General features: G+C 60.9%; 12 protein-coding genes. All 12 read right to left on the reverse strand.

The window, feature by feature from the left end; translation table 11 throughout:
- Positions 1 to 373: 373 nt before the first annotated feature.
- The 12 genes from brxL to IQ216_RS03235 all read right to left on the reverse strand — a co-directional run bounded on the left by brxL (position 374) and on the right by IQ216_RS03235 (position 19,148).
- Positions 374 to 2,416, reverse strand: a complete 2,043-nt coding sequence (gene brxL / locus IQ216_RS03180) for a protease Lon-related BREX system protein BrxL (RefSeq protein ID WP_193814297.1) — start codon at positions 2,414 to 2,416, stop codon at positions 374 to 376.
- A 2-nt stretch (positions 2,417 to 2,418) separates the two neighbouring features.
- On the reverse strand, positions 2,419 to 4,956 hold the full coding sequence (locus tag IQ216_RS03185) for a PglZ domain-containing protein (protein ID WP_193814298.1): 2,538 nt from the start codon (positions 4,954 to 4,956) through the stop codon (positions 2,419 to 2,421).
- Positions 4,953 to 7,325: a type II restriction endonuclease subunit M gene (locus tag IQ216_RS03190; protein ID WP_193814299.1), complete on the reverse strand. Its 2,373-nt coding sequence runs from the start codon at positions 7,323 to 7,325 to the stop codon at positions 4,953 to 4,955. The genes IQ216_RS03185 and IQ216_RS03190 overlap by 4 nt, the downstream gene beginning before the upstream one ends.
- Positions 7,326 to 7,473: 148 nt before the next feature.
- A complete protein-coding gene (locus IQ216_RS03195; RefSeq protein WP_193814300.1) occupies positions 7,474 to 8,997 on the reverse strand; it encodes a hypothetical protein in 1,524 nt (507 codons plus the stop codon).
- Complete coding sequence (locus IQ216_RS03200; RefSeq protein ID WP_193814301.1) at positions 8,994 to 10,313, reverse strand: KGGVGR-motif variant AAA ATPase; 1,320 nt, start codon at positions 10,311 to 10,313, stop codon at positions 8,994 to 8,996. Before IQ216_RS03200 ends, IQ216_RS03195 begins: the two co-directional genes overlap by 4 nt.
- A gap of 4 nt (positions 10,314 to 10,317) precedes the next feature.
- Positions 10,318 to 10,737 (reverse strand): SAM-dependent methyltransferase, encoded by a 420-nt coding sequence (locus IQ216_RS03205; RefSeq protein ID WP_193814302.1) that lies wholly within the window; start codon positions 10,735 to 10,737, stop codon positions 10,318 to 10,320.
- Positions 10,734 to 12,665 (reverse strand): SAM-dependent methyltransferase, encoded by a 1,932-nt coding sequence (locus IQ216_RS03210; RefSeq protein WP_193814303.1) that lies wholly within the window; start codon positions 12,663 to 12,665, stop codon positions 10,734 to 10,736. The genes IQ216_RS03205 and IQ216_RS03210 overlap by 4 nt, the downstream gene beginning before the upstream one ends.
- 7 nt (positions 12,666 to 12,672) lie before the next feature.
- Positions 12,673 to 16,221, reverse strand: coding sequence for a BREX system P-loop protein BrxC (brxC, locus tag IQ216_RS03215; RefSeq protein ID WP_193814304.1), 3,549 nt, complete (start codon positions 16,219 to 16,221; stop codon positions 12,673 to 12,675).
- 10 nt (positions 16,222 to 16,231) lie between these two features.
- Positions 16,232 to 16,813: a BREX protein BrxB domain-containing protein gene (locus tag IQ216_RS03220; RefSeq protein ID WP_193814305.1), complete on the reverse strand. Its 582-nt coding sequence runs from the start codon at positions 16,811 to 16,813 to the stop codon at positions 16,232 to 16,234.
- Positions 16,810 to 17,595, reverse strand: a complete 786-nt coding sequence (locus IQ216_RS03225) for a BrxA family protein (protein WP_193814306.1) — start codon at positions 17,593 to 17,595, stop codon at positions 16,810 to 16,812. The genes IQ216_RS03220 and IQ216_RS03225 overlap by 4 nt, the downstream gene beginning before the upstream one ends.
- A 3-nt stretch (positions 17,596 to 17,598) precedes the next feature.
- On the reverse strand, positions 17,599 to 18,168 hold the full coding sequence (locus IQ216_RS03230; RefSeq protein ID WP_193814307.1) for a BrxE family protein: 570 nt from the start codon (positions 18,166 to 18,168) through the stop codon (positions 17,599 to 17,601).
- Between the two features lie 707 nt (positions 18,169 to 18,875).
- Positions 18,876 to 19,148, reverse strand: a complete 273-nt coding sequence (locus tag IQ216_RS03235) for a DUF1651 domain-containing protein (RefSeq protein WP_228007075.1) — start codon at positions 19,146 to 19,148, stop codon at positions 18,876 to 18,878.
- Positions 19,149 to 19,295: the final 147 nt, after the last annotated feature.

A 19,295-nucleotide genomic window follows, 5' to 3' on the forward strand; every position in this document is an offset into this window, starting at 1 on the left:
CCGAGGCAGAGCCACCTGGAGCACCTAGCCCGATCCTTGACGCGGMACGAGGACTGGCCGAGGGATCAGGAGGGTGKGCGCYGGCCTGGCAATCCACATTCCTCACGCCAGAAGGCCAGGACAACCCGAAGGGGCCCGTTGCCATCGGATGCTGAACCCAGTTTTGTCCGCTGAAAGGGGCCGCAGCCCCGAGCCACCAGAAGGGCAGCTCGCGCTGCAGGACCGGATCCATCGGCCTGGCATGCAGAGCATGCCTACCTCTCGAAGAGCGGCGGCACAGTCCATGAAACGGTGCTGAATGTTCTCGCCTTCAGTCATGTCGACACGGCAGAGAGGAGTGATACTTGGCGGACACCTGAGATAAGCGCCGTCTTCAGTTCATCTCCAGCGCCTTGAATGTCGCTGTCTTCACATCGTTGTAGAAGATCGGATCAATCTTATCGATCACATCCGTGTTCACCTCAAGGAAACTTCTCTTGTTCTCAGCCGGGATCAAGGCGCAACGGGCGCCATTGTCCATAGCAACCTGAAGGGGCTCCACCAAAGACTTGGCCGCCTTGATATTGCCCTGAATGCTCATGTCGCCGATCACCAGCATCCCAACCCTGGCCGGCGCGCGCCTGATCGCAGAGAACGCAGCGACGAAGAAGGCCACGCCCACCTCTGCGCCTACCTTGTTGCCTAGCAGATCGATGGCTTCCACATTGAAGTCGTACCGATCGGCCTCTTGGCTGATGGAGAAGGCGCCTTTGTTGGCCTGGAGGAAAGCGAACGCTCGTTGGATCGACTCCTTCATGGGTCCGCTGATGCCGCCAGCCGGCTTGAGCTTTCCATTGCCTGACGACAGCGATACTTCCAGCCGATACAGCCCTATGGTGCCGTCACCTGTGACGGATGTGGCGTAGATCGAACCAGGAGCCATCGGCTCCGCAGCGATCAGATCCTGACCACCTTGCTCGGGCACCCCCACGAAATGCTCCTCGCCGGTCTCATTGTCGGAGTAGCTGAAGGAGGTTTGGCTGTACTCGAAAGAGCCCATCTTCTTGAGCTGCTCCTTCACTCTGCGCCGGCACTCTATGGCTAATTTCAGCAAGTCCTCCATGTCCTCCTTGGAGGGGACCCCATCGGGATGAATGATCTTCACGAGACCAGAAACGGTGCGGCGAACGGCCTTGCGATCACGGGCATTCAGGTGCGTTCCCATCCCGAAATGGGTGTCGCAGAGTTCGGTGTAGTTCACCTTGCGGAGGTCCTTGAGGGCCTCGGCCAGATAATCAATCACAAAGCCGTAGTGATCGGTGAAGTACTCATTGCGCATCTTTGGGATTTCCCATCCCGGTAGATAGCAGTGCAACCTGTCGATGAAAGCCATGTCATCGCGGATCGCATCCGGCATCGGAGCGAACAGGTGTCCTGTCTGCACCATCACATCAATGGGCTGTTGAGTGTTTCCGAACATGGCGATGCTGGCGTCACCGGCGAAGCTCTCGGCCCCACGTTGAAACTGTCCCGACTCGCAGTAGGTCTTCATCGTGGTGATGACCTCCTTGGGCATCTTCTGTAGATCAGCGACCTCGTCGAAGCCGACCACATCCCAGATCGACACCATTCCCTTCACCTTGCCGTTCATGTGGCCGAAGAGATTGGCCACGGTGGTGGGGCCAGTGAGAAGAGCGGCATAGGGTGAGAGTTCCTGCACGGCAAAGCTCTTGCCAGTGCCGCGTGGGCCGAGCTCCACCATGTTGTAGTTGCGCTCGCAGAGGGGGATCAAACGCAGTAGGAACAGCAGCTTGAGCCGGGGCTCCATCGCAGAGGGCTCGTAGCCCATGGAACGCAGCAGTAGATCGATCCATTCCTCGGTGGTGAACTCGCCGCGAAGCCGCCGGTATTCCTCGAGGTCAAACGTGGCGAGCTGAATGGGAGTGAGCTTATCGATCCAGAAGGGGTATTTCCCTTTGCCTTCCTCGTCGTACTCGAAGCGCATGTCGATTTGCGCCCAGATTCCACCCGTGAGCAGGCGATCGAAATTGCGGACGTAGTGATCTGGAATATGGATGTTGCGATGCCCGAAGTTGGTGACTTCAGCCCAGTACTGCGAATCAACAAGCCGAACCTTTACCTTGTCGATGAAGGTGTGCTTTCCGGCCTCCTTCACCTTGCTCTGGGCCTTCGTGCTTTCATCAGGACGGATGTAGTTCTCTGCGAGGGTGTCGTTGACAACCTGCATGCCCATCTGGATCGCCATCTCATCGCTGGACGCGCAGTATTTCCCCAGCAGGTATTCGAGAACGAAGACCGGCACGTTGGCGCCGACCTTGACCTTGCGTACGAGATCCTTGCGGACCACCTTGCCGGCGAAGACGCGGTTGACCTTGTCGTCGAGAAGGTCGCGAGCTGGGGGCTGGGCGTTCGTCATGGTCAGATCGCCAGGGAGACGGGAAGCGCTGCCGACTGGGCCAGCACAGCATCGGTGAGCGGATCGACCACCACCACGCGAATGGAGGCGCAGTCATCCCGGAGGAGCATCAGGCCCAGGCTGGCTTCAGTGGAAGGGGTCACGTGCAGCAGGCCGGTGTCGTGATCGAGTCTGGCGTTGATCGCCATGCCGGCCTGGCCCACGTGCTCCCCATCCGCCAACAGCACCACCCGAAGGGGCACCTCCGCACCAGCAAACATGTCGACCAGGAGCAGGCGAACCCCGAATGTGCGGTTGGTGATGGTCTCAGGCAGGCCATAAAGCTGAAGGTCGGCCCCTGCGTGGCCTGCAGCGTTGGCCTGGTTGGGAATGCGCAGGCTGAGCACGGGAATCACCAGCTCCTGAAGGCTGACACTGCCGTGGTGAAAGCTGAGGCCGCCGCCGGCCTTGAACACCCCCAGCCCGGTGGGGAAGACGAACTCCAGGTCGGTGTCGTAGCCCAACTCGGAGCCGCTGACGCGCACGGTGCCGGGCGGGGTGGAGCCGCCATGGCCGATCCAGCAGCGGCGGTGCAGCTCCAGGGTGTTGCCTCCGGGGTTGTCGGTCTTCATGTCGTCGTCCTTGCGGATCGAGAACTGATGGCCGTGATCGGCGGTGATCACAAAACTCTCGATGCCAGCCTTGGCCAGCTTGCGGATGGCGCGGGCCACGTTGCCGATCACGCTCTCCATCGCGGAGCGGGCGGTGAGTTCATCCACGTTTTCGCCGAGGGCGTCGATCTCTTGGGAGCGCACCAGCACCAGGGGGGCCTCGGCGACTGTGGACTGGAGCTTGCCTGCGGACAGGCCCAGCAGGCGGCCAAGGGGGAGGTCGACCAGCCCAGGCACACGAGCTTTGAGGAACTTCAGCCGTTCGCTCAAACCAGGCATGGCGCTTCCATCGATGCAGGCCGCCAGGCGGCCCTGCACCTCAGCCAGGGAGAAGCTGGCCGAGGCGCCGGGCAACAGGGCCGCCATGCCCACGGTGGTGATGGTGGGCAACGCTGCGATGGCAGGGCGGAGGGTGAGGTCGCGGGCACCATCAAGGTGGCGGGCGAGCTCGGCCCCCATCTCGTAGCGCATGGCATCCACCAGTACATAGGCCACCCGGCCGGGCATGGCTTGAACAACATCGGGATGGATGCGGGCCTGGGGTAACACGTGGGCGACCGACCAGCCGCCCTGACGAAGCGCCGTGGCGAAGCCATCGGCCATCCGCTTGAGCAACTCCTCATGGTCACGGCGCAGACATTCCAGCGCCACCGGATGTTCCGGGTCGTCGTCCATTCGCGCGACCCAGGTTTCGAGGCGGCGCTGCAGGGCATCCGCCAGGAACCAGCCGTCGTCGGCCGTGTAGAAATCCACCCACTGGCTGGCGGCATTGGGGGCCTTGGCAAGGGCTGGGCGCACCCGTTCAATCTGCTGGCCGAGCTCCGCCATCAAGCGGCAGGCCTCCCATTGGGCCTGGCGGCTCACCTGCCGGTCCACCCAGAAGCTGCGGTTGCGGTCGGCCACGATTGCCAAAGCCTTGGCGTAGTTCTTGGCGGCGATCGTTTCGCCCACGAACGTGAGCAGCGCCTGCTCCTCAAAGCGGAAGGTGTCGATGTTGCCGAGGTGTTCGGCCTCAATGCCGGCACCCGCCAGGCCAAGGGAGGTTTCCAGCTGATCAGCCAACTCGGCGTAGCTGTTGGCGTGGTGGGTGCGGAGAGCCTCGGCCACGCTACGCAGCCGCTCGGTGTGCTCCTTGAGGGAGGGTTCGGGTACGAGGGCAAGGGAAGCCGGTGGCTCAGCCTGGAGATCACCGCGGAACTCATTGATGAGCGCGTAGCGGAGCGTCTTGTCGCGCGCAGCGGATAGGGAGGTGGAGGGCGGCAGGGTGAGGCCGAGTCGACTTTCGATCAGCTGGAGGAGCTCTGGCGCCGCACCCTTGGCGTCGATGGAGGCGTCGTGACTGGTATCAGCCAGCCAGCGGCTCAGCAGGGTTTCACTCTGGGCGCCGCTGAACAGGGTGCGCAGCACGGAGGTGGGGGCACCGTCCTGGGTCTGCTGGAGCAGGGACACGATGTCGACGTAGCTGATCTGCGGCCGAAGCATGTGATCGATCTGGCCATCGGTGAACTGCTTGAGCAGCACATGACGAGCCAAGCGGCGCAGCTGGGGTTCATAAGTGGTGCCGGCTTTATCGAGCTCCATCAACACCGACATCTGCCGGTCGCGTTCCACGCCGGGCAGGTAAATCAGCAGGGGTTCAGGCTTGTCGAGCCCAGCGATGGGCTCCACCGCATCCCGCAGGGCCAGCAGCGAACCTTCAAAGCGGGCCAGAAAGGTCAAACGCTCCTGGATGGACACCCGTGGCAAACCACAGGGGCTCAGCCCGACGGCTTCCAGCTCCTGGTTGAAGAAGGCCAGGAATTCGGAACGTGGGTCGTAGAACACCACCAGGCGGTGCTTGGCGAGCAGCCCATCGAGCTGCTGGCAGAGGTAGTCGTGCAGGGGGTTCATGGGGTGGACCCTCCGCTGAGGTGGTAGCGAGCACCACGGCGCTCGCCCACCTGGGTCACGGCGCCCCTGGCGAGCAGAGCCCGGATAGCGGCTGTCCACTGGGAGGCGCTGATGCCAGTGGCCGCGAGCACATCGGCCCGGCTGGCACCCTCGGAAACGCCGGCGATGGCGACTTGCACCTGGTTGAGCAGGGCGGGATCAGGGCCTGCTGGGGCGGCCGGCTGCCTTGGCGTGGAGCTGCGTGGTGCTCGGGTGGTTCTGCGGGTGCTGCGTCCCACCGGAGCTGGCGCGGAACGCAGATCTTGAAGCGCCGCCTTCACGGTGGCTGAGCTGCGCTCATCGATCAGTTGTTGGATCGTGGCGACCGCCACCTCCCGTTGGCGCCAGGTGCCTCCCTGCTCTTCGAACCAGAAGGTGTCTTCGAGGCCGTGGGCGATGGCGAGGCTGCGGTCGCTCTGGCACTTGGGCACAACGCGCTCCGGCCAAAGGTGCATGGCGAGATGGGCCCAGTCGAAATGTTCACCTGCGAGCTTCTCCCAGGCGTTGCGGCATTCGGTTTGCCAGCTGCTGAGCTGGGGAACCAGGCCCCAGAGGGGCGCAAAGGTCAGCAGTACTCCATCATCGAGATCAGGCCGCCAGAGAGGGGCCACGCGGGCTACCTCAGCCTTGAGGGCACGCAGTTCTCTGAGGAAGCTCTCCTGCTGTTCCAGATCGCGGCGCTGGGAGGGCGAAGGTGATGGGCCTGCATCTTGCAGCAGGGCGGCATGCTTGCTCTCCTCATGCAGGAGCTTCTGGCTCACCAGTTCGAGCACCCGGAATAGGGTGTCGCCTGTGGCGCCACGGATGTAGAGCCATACCGAATAGGAGCCCGATGGGGTGGCGAACTGCCAATAGATCGGCGCCTTACGGCGGCTCTTGCTGTAGCGCTTGATATGCGGCCGGAAGAAATCACTAGCGAACCAACTGCGGAGCTCAGAGGTGCCCAGCAGCTCGGCGGTCTCCTTCCAGCGGGCGTCGGGGTCGTCGAAGACGACTTCGAACACGGAGCGCACAGCGCTGATCAGGTCGTGCGGGTGGCCAAGGTCGTCGACCAGGAGGCCATCGGCGGGGAAGGTCAGCGGGTAGCCGGCTGTGGGCTGGCTGAGAGGCAGGCCATCGTCTCCCGTGAGCATGCCGGGGGAGCAGACGGGCAGCGGATCGAACGGTTCAGGCTCCGGAGGTGCTGGACGCTCGCCGGTGGCAAGGCGCACGTCAAATCGACCGAAGGCAACACCCAGCGACCATGAGAGGAGAGAGGCGACCATCGGAGTGGCATCGACTTCCGTGGACTCTTCTTCGATGTCATCGGCGTCGACTCCCTCGGCTTCATCGGCCTCGGGGGCGATGCCGAAGCCCTGCTCGATGCGCAGCCGGTCTTCCGCAGAAATGCCATAGAGCCTGTAGGCATGATCGTCGATTTCGTGGCTGAGCGAGTCGAGTTCGGCTTGCACGGTGGAGGCTTGTTTTGCCCAGTCCTCAGCACGGCTGGTGAGGCCAACGGCAGACACCTGCAGGAGCGCTGGCAGCGAGAAGGCGTGGGAATTCTCAGTGCGGGAGTCGAGCAGCCTCTTCAGTGACCAAATTCGTTGGGCAAATTTGGAGAGCTGCGATGTATCAGCCTGATCAAGCTCAGGGACAGGTGTGCGCTGGATAACCCCCACTTCGTAGGAGCCAAAGGCCATCTGCACTTCAACGAGTGCGGCAAAGGGTCGACTGTTAGCAATGGCTGCCAGAGCAAGAAGGTCATCAGAGAAATCATTATCAACGAAAGCTGCAGGCCCCTTATCGGCAAAGATGCAGCCGCGCGGCATAATCCGAAATGACAACCCGCCTTGAGTTCGACGGGGCCAAGTGAGGCCGGCGTGAGAGAAAAAATTGACGGCAGTGTCGTGCAACATCCAAACATTCGAGCGCACCCTGCCTGCGTCGTTCAGATTGTGCTTAATCTGAGCGCCCTCATTGCTCCAGTCGACCACTAAGTACACATCTGCGTAGAATCTGGAAAAAGTTCCACCTTTTGCAAAAGGAAACCAGCGCTTGGGTGCTGAGAGCATTGGAATCTCTGTCGCGAGCCGCACGAACCGGAAGTCATCTGCTGTTGCCAAGCCCTGCTTCACCGTGCGACCTTCGCTCCCAAAACGGGGCTGTGTGACGAAGCAGCTGCGAACGGCATCCCCAGCCCAGTAAGCAAAGGGTGAACGCGGCACTTCGCTAAAGGTCGCTAAATCAGCATCGAAACGGGATTTTTCTCCTGCCTTAATGGCTTCACGAATCACCGCCGCTTTATCGTCTAAGGCTGCCTCAATGGCACGGATGAAGATGGTTTTCATCGCCTGAGCTCCCCATCTCGCTTCAGAGGTACGCCACCGCGTCGCGCCAGCTTGAATCCAAGGCGGTAGATGTCGGGAACATCACTAAAGAAACCAGTTGCATGCAAGCGCCGGTCGGAAGAATGGGAATGATTGAAATGCATGATAGTCATTTCAACCGTCCTTGTTGAGTAATTGGAATACCACCCTTACGGCCAAGCCTGAACTCCAATCGATAAATATCTGGTACATCGAACTTTCCGGTACGCATCGGCCGAATGACCCCAAGCTGAATGAGGGCATCCTTAGCCGCCTCTGGGCTGCTGAGGCGAGCACGGCGCAGATCATCATGATCAAGGGTGCCCTGATCCAGCCAGATCGCCTCAACTTCGCCAAAGTCAAATGGCACCAGGGTGAGCCCCCTGAGTGGATTGATGATCCAGTAGATCCAGGGATACTCTTCCTTCATTTCATAGCTGCGCTGTTCGGATGCCTTGCGAACACCGGCATAGAGGCTCTTGTAATAGATCGCGTACTCGCATTCTGACCGCGTTTCTTGTGTATGTTGGGCTGCTGTAAGCACAGCAATTTGGAAGCTGCGCGGACTGATCTTCCCGTGGGCATCAGCAAGATGAGTGGGCAGCCAGCGATAGGGAAAGCCCTTGCGGGCGTTCTCCCCCATGTACGAGCCGGTGATGTGATGAAACAACCGCTCCTGGGCAGCGGGGTCGAAGAAAACCGCTGATGGCAAAGTCCATTCTTCAGGTTGGGCCAAGGAAAACAGCATCTGCTGCTCAGTTTTGCTGAGGCCCTCACCTTTCAGCTTGGCGGCATAGAGCCTGGTAAACAGGTCTTGTCGAAAGGCAGCTCCGCTACCGCCTGGATGATTGGCCAGCAATTGCCACAGCATTCCATAGAGTTCAGTGATCAGCCAATGCAGAGTGACCGATGAGGCGCGTAGCTTGGAGGCATCGGCAAAGCGTCCGATGCGTTGTGGATCAAACTGATCACTGCGCAGAAACACCTTGGCCCTCAGCTTGCGAAACGTGCGAAGCTCCAAAGCGTTCTGGGCCAAGCCTTCGATCAATTGATCAAGGCGTCGGGGGTCAGAAGTGATGCGATCCAGGGCATCAAAGACGATCAGTAGATCACGTTCTTCTTTGAGAAGCTCTACTTCTTTATTCTGCAGCAGGCGATCGGCGAGCTCCGTATTGCTTGTGATCCAGGCCAGCTTCTCCGGCCACGTTGTCAGGCTGGGCAGAGTCTCGACTCCTTGCGTCACAGCCCACACAATCACCGCCTTCCAGATCACCCGAGCAGGGTACTGATCCAATAAGTCGTTTACAACTTGCACCGTAGGGAAAGCATCCAAACTTGGCTCACCTTGAATCGTGGCGGCCTCACCAAACCCAGGCATCACAATGGTGTTGGCGCGTATGCGTGAATCTGGTGCAACCTTTTCCAGAACGGCTCGATGTGGCCTCGATTGCAAACTGTTCCACCAGTAGCTTTTGCCCGTACCACGTTCGCCCACCACAATTGGTACGTTGAGATTCAGAGCACGAGCGTGTGATTTTGGCACGAAAAACTGTGCGAGATCTGGGGGAATCCCATGTTCTGTAGCGCCTTCAGCTGGAATGGCCGAAGTGATCAATTCGCGCAGGTCAGTGGCAGAGAGAAGATATTGGCTCATGGATCTGCTTCCTCTTCGTTGCCTGTGAGGAAAGCTCGATCAAACCAGCCAAGAAACTGTTCATAAGCGGTTGGCACGGCTCGATCCGGCCAATTGGCGAGCGGCTCAAATGCCATCAGCCCTCGATTCCACGTAATCTCACGTGGGTAATGATTGCCGGAATCATCTTCACTGCTAGTTGGCGTAAATCTCGGCTGTCCAGTGACAGCCGGGGACTGATAGAAAGTGTCGGCGAACAATGTATATGAATGATCTCGAAGACTAATGAGATGATCGGTGCTGTCCGACTCAGGAATCATTGAGCCAATGATCCAGAGCTTGTCGTAAAAATCCCGGATGTCTGGATGGTTCATCCAGTGCTGGAACAAGAAACGATAGGCTCTCCACGTCTGCTCTGCATCCACAGCGAACATGAAAGTATTCGCACCCATGGCAAGAACCAAGGCAGCACTGCTGTCATGCAAGCCAGTGCGGCTATCAAAAAGAATTATGTCTGGCTTGCATCCATTTGTATCTTCATAGTGTCGCTCATTTGCAGCGACCATTTCCTTCAGCCGTTCCGGCCACGGCTTATATCCTTGGGGCCCTCGCTCTAGATAGCTTCGCCCCAGCTTTGAGAGATAATCTTCCGTATCTGCCCCAAATGCTGGAACCACGGAGATAAAACCACTAAGGCCCTCTTGGAGCGGGCTTTCAGCTTGCATAGAGCCGATGATCTGACCTGCATTGCCTACAGCATCTTCGACAAACCAGTCGACAATCCCATATGCCGGCAGCTCATTGCCCAGCAGTGTGGCGCCAACTCCTGGTGACTCAAGGTCAAGATCAAAAACCAAGACTCGTTTACCTTTAACGGCAAGATGCTTTGCCAGCACCATTGCCGTTGTGGATCTGCCCACTCCACCCTTCATGGAAAAGAGTGTGAATCTGAGGGGGGTGGTGCTTGCTTGATGAGTGTATGCTGCATCCCATTCTCCACCAATGAGTAGCCTGTCGTGCAAGTACACATAATATGTCCCATCACTAGCCATCTCTCTCGCCGACCTCTCATTCAGAAAATCAAGATGATTTCTTAGCCTATCCCTGTAAATAACAATGTCTGGCTCTGGATATGTGTAGAAGTCTAGCGACCCAGAAATGTCTTGGGTCAGTCTCTGCACCCCTGCAAAGAGTGGCGATGTGTTTGATCGCTCCCTGCTGAGAAGGACTCTAATTTTGCCTTGAAGATCCCTGATCAGGTATATGTCCTCTTGAACGTGGGGAAGGTTGTTCAGCGAGAAAGCCACGGCCTGATCTAGCGCATCGTTGAAGTCCATGCTTCTAATTCATGCCTCCATCTAACAGCGTCATCATTAGGCTGGCCATGCATTCATCTGCGGCAAGCTGATGATCGTTTGCTTGTGCTTCAGAAAAATCGCCACGATGGGCGTATCTCTGATCAACCGACCAGTTGCCATAAGGGCATCCTGGGGATAGAGGCTCAAGGTATCTAGAAGCCAGTCGTCCTTGCGCGAAACTGTGGAATGCGGCCCAGATATCTGGCATGTGTACCCGATGGGCTCTGTCTACTGGGTTGCCGTCCGGATGTGTAGCCATGCCGAGTGAAATCATCACTTGCTTGATTGCGCATTCGGACGCAATTCCAAACAGATGGTCAGCATTGGCCCAGTGGCTCTGCTCCATCAACAGCTCGGCGTCTGCCATGTGTCGCTTTGCCGCATCGCAAAAGTCGGTGCTCACGGGCTCCCCTCCTTGCGCAGGCAGTATGCCGCCACCTCCACCATGGCGCTGTCGAGCACGCCCTGGCCCAGGTCGGCGAACACCGTGGGCGGGGCCTCCTGCAGCAGCACCTCCTCCCGCCAACGCTGGAAGCTGGAGAGGAAGAAGCCCGTGCGGGAGGTGATCGCCCCCAGGTAGCCCCCAGGGTGGAGGAGCTCGATCCCCCGCTCCACGAAGGCCGCGTAGAGGTCGTTCTTGGTGCGGGGATAGGCCGCCTCGAACTCCCGCTTGGCCGCCAGGCTTGCCGCCCCGAAAGGAGGGTTCATCACTACCACGTCGTAGCGCTGGCGGCTGAGGTCGATGAAGGCGATGCCCTGGGCTGCGTCCTCGGCGAACAGTCGCCGCCGCACCGACATCGTGGCCGGTGCCTGGGCCGCATAGGCGGCAAGCGCTGCCACGATCCGCTCCTCGGCCGAATCGAAGAACGAGGCATCGGACACGTCTGAGAGGTCAAACCCCAGCTGGCGAGGGGGCTTGGCGAAACCAGGCAGCTGCAACTGCTCCTCCGCCAGGAACTGGCGCCGCGCTTCGGCGACCGCACGCTCCAGTGCCCGATCGATGCGCAGCAGCGATCCCAGCTCGCCCGCCAGCTCCATAGCCTTCACCATCTGCTGGAACAGCTCTCCCAGCACCCGGGGCTCCAGGCCCGTGGAAAACTCCAGCACCAGCAGCTGATCGCCGGGCATCGGCTCCGCCGTCACCACATTGGTGCGGCGGATCGGGGGGCGCTCCGCCGCCGGTACACCCGCCTCCTGAAAGCCGCGTTGGGCTCGCATCCACAGGGCCAAGGCCGCAATCTGCGCAGCGCGGGGATCGATGTCCACCCCGTGGAGGTTGTGGCGCAGGATTAGCTCCGGCACCGCCTTCAGTAGGGCCTCTTCCGTGGGGTAATCGTGCCGCAGGCTGTGGCCGGTGGCCTGCGAGGGGGGCTGTTCTTCGACCCGCCAGGCTTCCAGGTAGATGCCGGCCAGTCCTTGGCTCGGGTCACCCGCCAGCAGATCGAAGCCATAGAGCAGGAAATGGCCCGAGCCGCAGGCTGGATCAAGCACCCGTAGATCGCGGGGATCCTTGGCGGGGCGCGGCAGGCGCTCGCTGTCTTTCACCAGATAGTCAAGCTCCGCGAGCCGCGTTTCTCCCTGGCGCATCTCACACCAGAGCTGGCCAAGGCTGTTGTCGGTGAGGAACTGCACCACATAGCGCGGCGTGAAGAACTGGTTCCGCACCGCCAGTTCACGGCTGTTACGTGGTGCCTGGCTTTCGGCCCGCATCTGGCGCCGTTCGTCATCGCCGTTGAAGTACTGGTACACCCAGCCGATCGTTTCGTCTTCCTGCCACACCGCGGCCAGCTCTGAATCGTTGAGCAGCTCCAGCAGAGCCGTGAAGGCCTGGCGCCTGGGCCACAGGAGTGTGGCCGGATCCAGTCGGTCGAACAGCACCTTCACCTGACGGCCCAGCTCATCGAGCAGCGATTCGATGTAGAGCCGGTAGCCCTTGTCTGGTAACTGCACCAGACCCGGCGCCAGGCCACAGAACTCCTTGAAGCCGGCCGACTCTTCGCCGCGGCTGATGCACTCCTGCACCAGCTTGCGGGCCTCCAGCATCTTCAGCGCCACGAAACGGTTGAGCGTGTGGAAGGCCGCCTCCCGCCGGTAGCCCATCACGGCCTCAGCGGAGCTCACCCCTGGCCGGCGGCGGTGGGCGACTGCCGCCACGATGCGCTGCCACACCACCCGCTCCTGCTCGCTGAGATGGGCGCCTGGTGCCAGACCGATCTTGCCGTCGAGCAGCACGTCGTAGCGGCCCTCCAGCTGCTCGCGGAACTCCTGCTCCAGCAATCGCCGCGCGGCCTGGGTGAGGCGTTCCAGTTTCTGTCGCTGTTCCTTTTCCACCCTTGGCCTACTGCACCAGCACTTTCTTGCCGGCGCCGATCAGCTCCAGGCACTGGTCTTTGAGGCCATTGAGGGCCTGCTCCAGCTGTTCCTCGCTTTCAATGCCGCCGCTGAAGAAACTCGAAGCCTCCACCCGCACGAGACGGCTGCCATCAACCAGCCGCAGCATCTCTTCCACGGCAGTGGCCAAACGCCCTGAGCAGGCAGCTAGATCGGCCCGCAGCAGTGGGATGGTCGTGGCTTCGCTTCCTTCGGCGGCGGCCCGGCTGGCCAGCGGCTGGGCCACCCGCTGCTGCACCTCCTCCCCCAGGCCAGCCAGGGCTTCCCAGCCCGGCGTGCTTCTTAGCTGATTCAAGGCCGTGGCATAGGCCTCGGCCCTTTGGCTGGCGGCCTCCTCATGAAGCCGGCCATATTCCAGTTCCAGTGCTCTGGCGTGCTGATCAATCTCTGCTAGCTGGCGGAAGAAGGTTTCCTTTGCCAGGCAGTCACTGAGCTGCTCAGCGTGATCAGCCACCTCTTCGCCGAGCTCCGGCTCCTCCCGCAGGCACGGCCAAAGTTGATCGATCGCTTTGCGGGCCCGGGCAAGATCCAGCAGACGGGTTTCATTGAGCTCCTGGCTTAACTCAGACCCCCGCTTGATGGCTTCCTTGAGCTCCTTATAGGAGCCGTTGAAGCTGAGGATCGCCTGTTCTTCCTTGCCGGCCCGGATCGCCCGCATCTGATCCAGTGCGGTGCGCAGAACCTCACCACCGGGAAGGCTGTGCTGCACCAAGGTAGTAAAGGTCTCCTGGAGGCCTTCATCGAAGCGGTGAATCTCCTCCCGCAGGGCATGGGCCAACACCCCTTGCTCGAGCTCACTGACCTCTTTGCCGAACACCTCCTTGAAGTGATCGGCGGCATCCACAATGTTGGTGAATTCCAAGCCCACTTTTGGTCGGAAAGAGGCCTGACGGAACAGGTTGTTGTTCGTGAACGTGTTGCGTGCCTCCAAAGAGAGGGCAGACTCGATCACCTGGCCTTTGCTCGTGGCTTCCAACTTGCCGGCGCGCAGCAAAGAGATCACCAGCAATCGCACCACGTCGAACTCCCAGCCAAAGGGTTCAGACGCGAACTCGTCGGTGAGGTAGCGCCCTGTGGCCACCTCGCCATAACTGGTGCGGTTATCGATCCGGGCCATCACCTCCGCCAGGGGCCCGTTCTCCACGTTGAACACCGGCTTGCCACCCTGATCCCTCACCAGGGCAAGGTTGGAGAACACCGGCGTGAGACCCCGCAGGTTTTCGGTGCTCATCAGCTCATCGAGGTCCTTGCGGGCAACCCGGGCGGCGGCCTCCTCGAAGCGATCGAAGACTTCAGGCAGGGCCTGGCCGAGCACCTTGGCAGCCGCACGATTCACATCGGCCGCTCCCTCGTCGGGACTGCGGTCGTTGCCGCGGAAGAAGATCGTGCCGGCCAACAGGCTCTGGCGGATCAGGCGCTTCAGCTCCTCCTGATGTTTGCGCTGGCGCAATTTCTCCTCCGCCACCAGTGCCGTTTCGTCCTTGGTCTGGGCGCCGCGCTCCTTGCGGGCCAGGATCTCCTTGGAGCGGAAGAGCTCCACAGTTTCCCGGTCGATGGCCTCATCAAGCCCCGCCACCCAGAAGACGGCCTTAGTTTCACTCTGGCTGCGACCACGGGCCTCAGCTACTGCGGCATTCAGCTCCGGGCCCGCTTCCGCCAGGGTGAGATGAAAAGGGAGGTCGCCCTCCACCGCCACGCGGCCACCGAGCACCAGTCCTGCCTTGAACACCTTCACATCGAGCAGGCTGTGCTGGGGCTGGGGTTGCCAGAGGCCCATCACGGTCTCGGCATGGAGCCGGCTGATGTCGCCCGGCTTTGGCGCAAGGCTGCCCCGTTGCCGCTCCCAGTCGTCTTCCGCCGGCGTCGGGATGCGGTACCCGCCGTCGCCGGGGCGCACCAGATGGGCACGCTCTAGCTCCGCCAGTGCTGCCTTCACCTCGGGCATCCGCGAATCGGCATCCACAGCCGAATGCAGTGCCGCTGCAATGTTCTCCGCCGTGCGATGGATGCTACGGACGTACTGGAGCAGACAGATCGTCTTGGCTACAGCCGGAGCCAGTGGGTGCTCCACCTTGTTGCCGATGTCGTCGATCTTGCCGCGCACCTCACTGGCGATGTTGCCCGACACCAGGTCGTATACCTGATCCACGCGCGCCAGGGATCCGACCGGCGCCGATGACAACGCCACATCAGGGTGAATCAGCAACTGCTGCGCCAGCTTGATGATGGTGCGGTTCGCGCCGCCCACGTGCTTGCTGGCACCGCCCTGGGTGCGCAGGCCGGAAACCACCTGGATGATCAGGTCAATCTGATAAGGCAGCATGGGGTAAAGGTCAACGAAGCTTTCGGTGCTCAGCTCCGGCAGCTTGATGTCGGCCGACAGGCGGGTGTTGTCGCTGAGCTTGCCGCGGTGCTGGGTGAACAACTCCCGTAGCTCCCTCTCGGCTTCAGCGTTCTTGGAGAGCACCCGCTTGCTGGTCACCTCTGAAATGTCCGCCGGCTCCAGATGCACCTGCAGCGGGAAGCGGTCCATCAGCCGGGCCAACTCCACTCGCTTGTCATCGAGCCCTCCCACCAGCTCTGTGAGCTTTTCCTGGGAGGTGACCACCAGCCACATCTTGCCGCGACCGATCCTCCCAAGGTTCTGCACGACGGCCTGCAGATCGAGCATCTTCTGCACATCTCTGGCCACGAACTGACCCACCTCGTCAACAACAAACAGAAGCGTTTTCCCGGGGCAGCGACGCAGCATCAGCTCCATGCCACGCTTCGCCAGATCGCCAGGGGTGATATCAGCCCGTTTCATCGCCGATTCACGCCAGCTGTCGGCCGTTGGATACGTGGCTGGCTCAAGCTCGTGCATCACACGGCTGGCCTGCTGCACCGCAATAGCAATCAGGCCTTTACCCGCATCCCAATCCTTGCCGAAGACCTCTTGATACTTGGCTTTGAAGGCAGCCAGATCACCAGTTTCCTCCAGTGTGATTTCCAGCTCCGAAAGATCAAGATCCCTCGCATAGCCCAGGCTCTGCAGGAAGAGCCGATACATGATCTCGGTAATGCTTTGATTGCCGGTGCGGATCCCACGATCTGTGGACACATCGAAGATCACCGCCTCGGTGGGGATCTGTTCAGCGATGCTCGTGAGCAACACTTGGGCTTTCGGATCACCGATCCGCTGAGCCAGCCGAACCCCAGCACCTTCCCCTGCGATGGTGCGGTTTTGCAGCGCGAGACCCAGATTCTTGGCAAAGCTCGACTTGCCTGATCCAAAGAACCCCGAGACCCAGATACCGATCCCCTCATGGGGCTTCTGAGGTGTTTCGGCATAGAGCTCGAACACCTCATTGAAGTAGTCGCGGATCGAATCGGTGACGACGTACTCCGTCAGTTCATCCTTGATGATCGCTTCATCAGCCTGGTCGACCTTGATCACCTCCTCGATCCGGCGGGAGATGTCGTTGGCGAAGAGCTTCTGGATGGTGTCGGTACTCATGGGTGGCTCCTCAGAAGATCTTGGGCCGGTAGTTGTGCTCGGCGTCCAGCACCCCCATGAAGCGCAGCCCCGCTGCACCATCCAGTTCACCGGGATAGAACAGCACCGCTGGCACCTGCACCTTTCCTTTCAACTGCTCCAGCAGCGAAGAGGTGCGGTACACAGGAAACAGGGCTCCAGCCCGAACGATGAACACGATGTCTCGCAGGGGATCGGCGTCTGTGGGAATGCGGGCTGCCACCAGCTCATCGAGGGGTTGGTACTCGCTGAGGACCTGATGGATGGTTTCGATCGTGGCCTCTAGCCCCACCGTTGTCTCGGCTTGGGCGAGGGCCTCCGGCCCAAGACCCTCCGCTTCCAGCGCTGCGGCCTGGCAGGCGGCAAGCGAGATCGAGGTCACGCGCTTGCCCGCCGCCTGCTCCAGTCGCGTGCGCAGCAGCGCTGTCTGGTCCCGCACAACGAACTCCTCCTCTGGTGGGTACTGGAACACGGCATAAGGCATGTCGTGGTAGGCGCTGATCCCAGGCCTTGGATCGGTCTGCCTCAGCACGGGTTCCAGCTGTTGGATGAGCCGCTCGTTCCAGTCGGTCATGCGCAGAGCTCCCTGGTGTAGGCGGCAGCGGAGGGGTGGGGGAGCTTCAGCTGAGCCAGGCTACCGGCTGCCTGGTAATCGAGCTTGCGGAACTGGTGCAGTCGCAACAGCTCCCGCTCCACATCAGTGGGATCCATCAGAAACATGCGCCAGTCCTGGGCGTCCACGATGCGTCTTGCGTTGCTCTCCTTCTCGGCGATGGCCTGCAGAAGATACAAGAAGCTTGTCTCTGGAAGATGGTAAGAATTGAACTCCCTGTGCAACGCACCTTTCAAAAGTCCAAAATCCGTGGCTAACTTCAACAGGCCTGAGGCCACGCGCGCCGTGGTTTTCTCCGACCAATGACCTGACCACTCGATCCCTTTCTTCTTGCCTAGGGCCTGGAGATAGACCACCACATCTGCTGTACGTAGGCGAAAGGCTCCTTGGATGAATTGTCCATAGAGCCAATGCACCAGGAAGTCGCGCAACAGAAACTCATCGCGCGTCATGTGGAAGAGAAGAATCGGCTTCCAGGCCTCCTGATCCCAGCCTGCTTTGGCCAACTCCACCAACGGTCGATCGCGACCCGAAGGGTCGAAACGCCTGTTGAGCACCTTGGCCACATCACGAGCCCAGTGGGTACTTGTGCCACCGATGCTGTTCTCGTCGCGGACACGACGGAGGTTCTCCAGCCTTGACAGGCTGAAATCCCACCCCTGAAACACTGCATAGGTCTCAGGAATCAACGAGCCTTTGATGATGGTGAAGGAGGAAACGACGCTCGAGCGGCTGGCGTTCATTACTTACGTTTCCAGCTTGGCGTAGGGGATTGCCGGATTGCCCAATTCACCACGGCTGAACCCTGCAGCCAGGAGGGTGAAGATCTCATTGTCCGGAAGATAGGTGCCGGCAATCGGCACAGCTCTGTTTTCGGCGGCACGCCGCAGCTTGCCAACTGCCTCCCGCTGCTCCGGCGAGATCAGCTCCAATTCCGCCAGGGTCTCAAGGAGGCCCGCACCGCTCTGGCCTTCCAGGGCCTGGAACACCGGCATCCAGTGCTCCGGCTGATCCAGCCATCGCTGCCAATGCTCCTGGAACTGCTCCTCGATCGCCGCTGGCAGGCTCCAGAGGGTCATGCAACCCGGCGGGTCGAACAGCTCGTTGCAGCGGCTGCGAGCCACCTCGAACACAATCCGGGCCTGGGCAAAGCAGTGGGTTCTCGGGAAGCCGCGCTTCAGCACCGAGACGCCCCTAGGCCCCAGCACTCCCTGGGTGTTCCACCAACCGGCCGCGTCCATCTCGCCATGGCGGGCGACCACCAGGCGGAGCTTGAACAGGCGGTTGAAGTCGATGGCGCTGTTCGGTGGGCTCATACACACACCCAACGCAGGGGCCTTGATGCCGACAGGTGGTGGCGCTGGTGAAGGTGCATCTCCGGATTTTGCCCTGTAGACGGGTTGCACGTGGGAACGGGTCATCAGATTTCCACCAGCTGTGCGAGCTCCATAGTTGCCGAGATGCGACAACAGCGCCTCCGCCGCCAGTGATCCGGTGAATGGAGCACACCCACGAGCGCCATGGTTCGATCCCGTCCGGACCCGCGGCGGGACTGCCCAAAAGCCGCCTGCGACCCTGCCAGCTGGAGAGCCACAAACACAAACTCCTGGCGGTGCTGCACAAGCAGCTCTTCTCGGCCGGCTCAACCGGCCGGCAGCTCTGGGAGCTGGGCCTGGTGATCCGCTTGCTCAGCGTTGGTTCGCTCGGTGCGCGAACCGCTGGTCTGCTGGCCGTGATCGAAACCCAGAGGCGATGGAGGCCTACCTGCTGCGCGCTCAGAGCAAGGTCGACGCCAAAAGGCGCGCCCACCGCTGCATCGAAGCATCAACTGAGGCGGCCCGCCTGGCCTCAGCCCGGGGCTGGCTGAGGCAGACATAAAGCCCTATTGCCCCACTCCAATGGAAAGGGCGCCCCGAGTCGAGCGCCCTTGGGCCGGTTACCGGGTTGTGGATCTTCACCGTACGGGTCGTGGCCTCTGATTCATCGATAGATCCGCTGGCATTCTCTGACAGTACGGCAAACCTCACTCTTGGCCCACCCCATCACCACTGTGGCTGACAGGGTCTACAGCCCTCCTGTCGCTTGGCGGCCCAAGCTTGAGAGCTTCATCCCTGCTGATCTCCCGGCGGTTCTTGAGCAGCGGAACCGGCTCGCCGGGAAGCAGTTCGCCGCAAGTGATCTCCAGCTGCTGGTAGGTGCGCTCCCAGCGGGTCGGGCGGAAGCGCAGTACCTGGCGGCCGTCACTCAGCCAACCCTCCTGCGGGCTAAGGGGGACACGAAAAGTTGGTGGGCTCATGCCTCCGTGAGTCGGGCCTGGATCAACCGGCAGCACTCCTGCACGTCGCTCACGCTCTCGGCCCCCTTGCTGAGCGAGCAGAAGAACTCCCGCCACAGCACCGGCACCGCCAGCAGGATCAACGGCCTGCCGCCGTTGAGCGCATGG

The organism is Cyanobium sp. LEGE 06143, from assembly GCF_015207535.1.
In the GTDB taxonomy this organism is placed as follows: domain Bacteria; phylum Cyanobacteriota; class Cyanobacteriia; order PCC-6307; family Cyanobiaceae; genus NIES-981.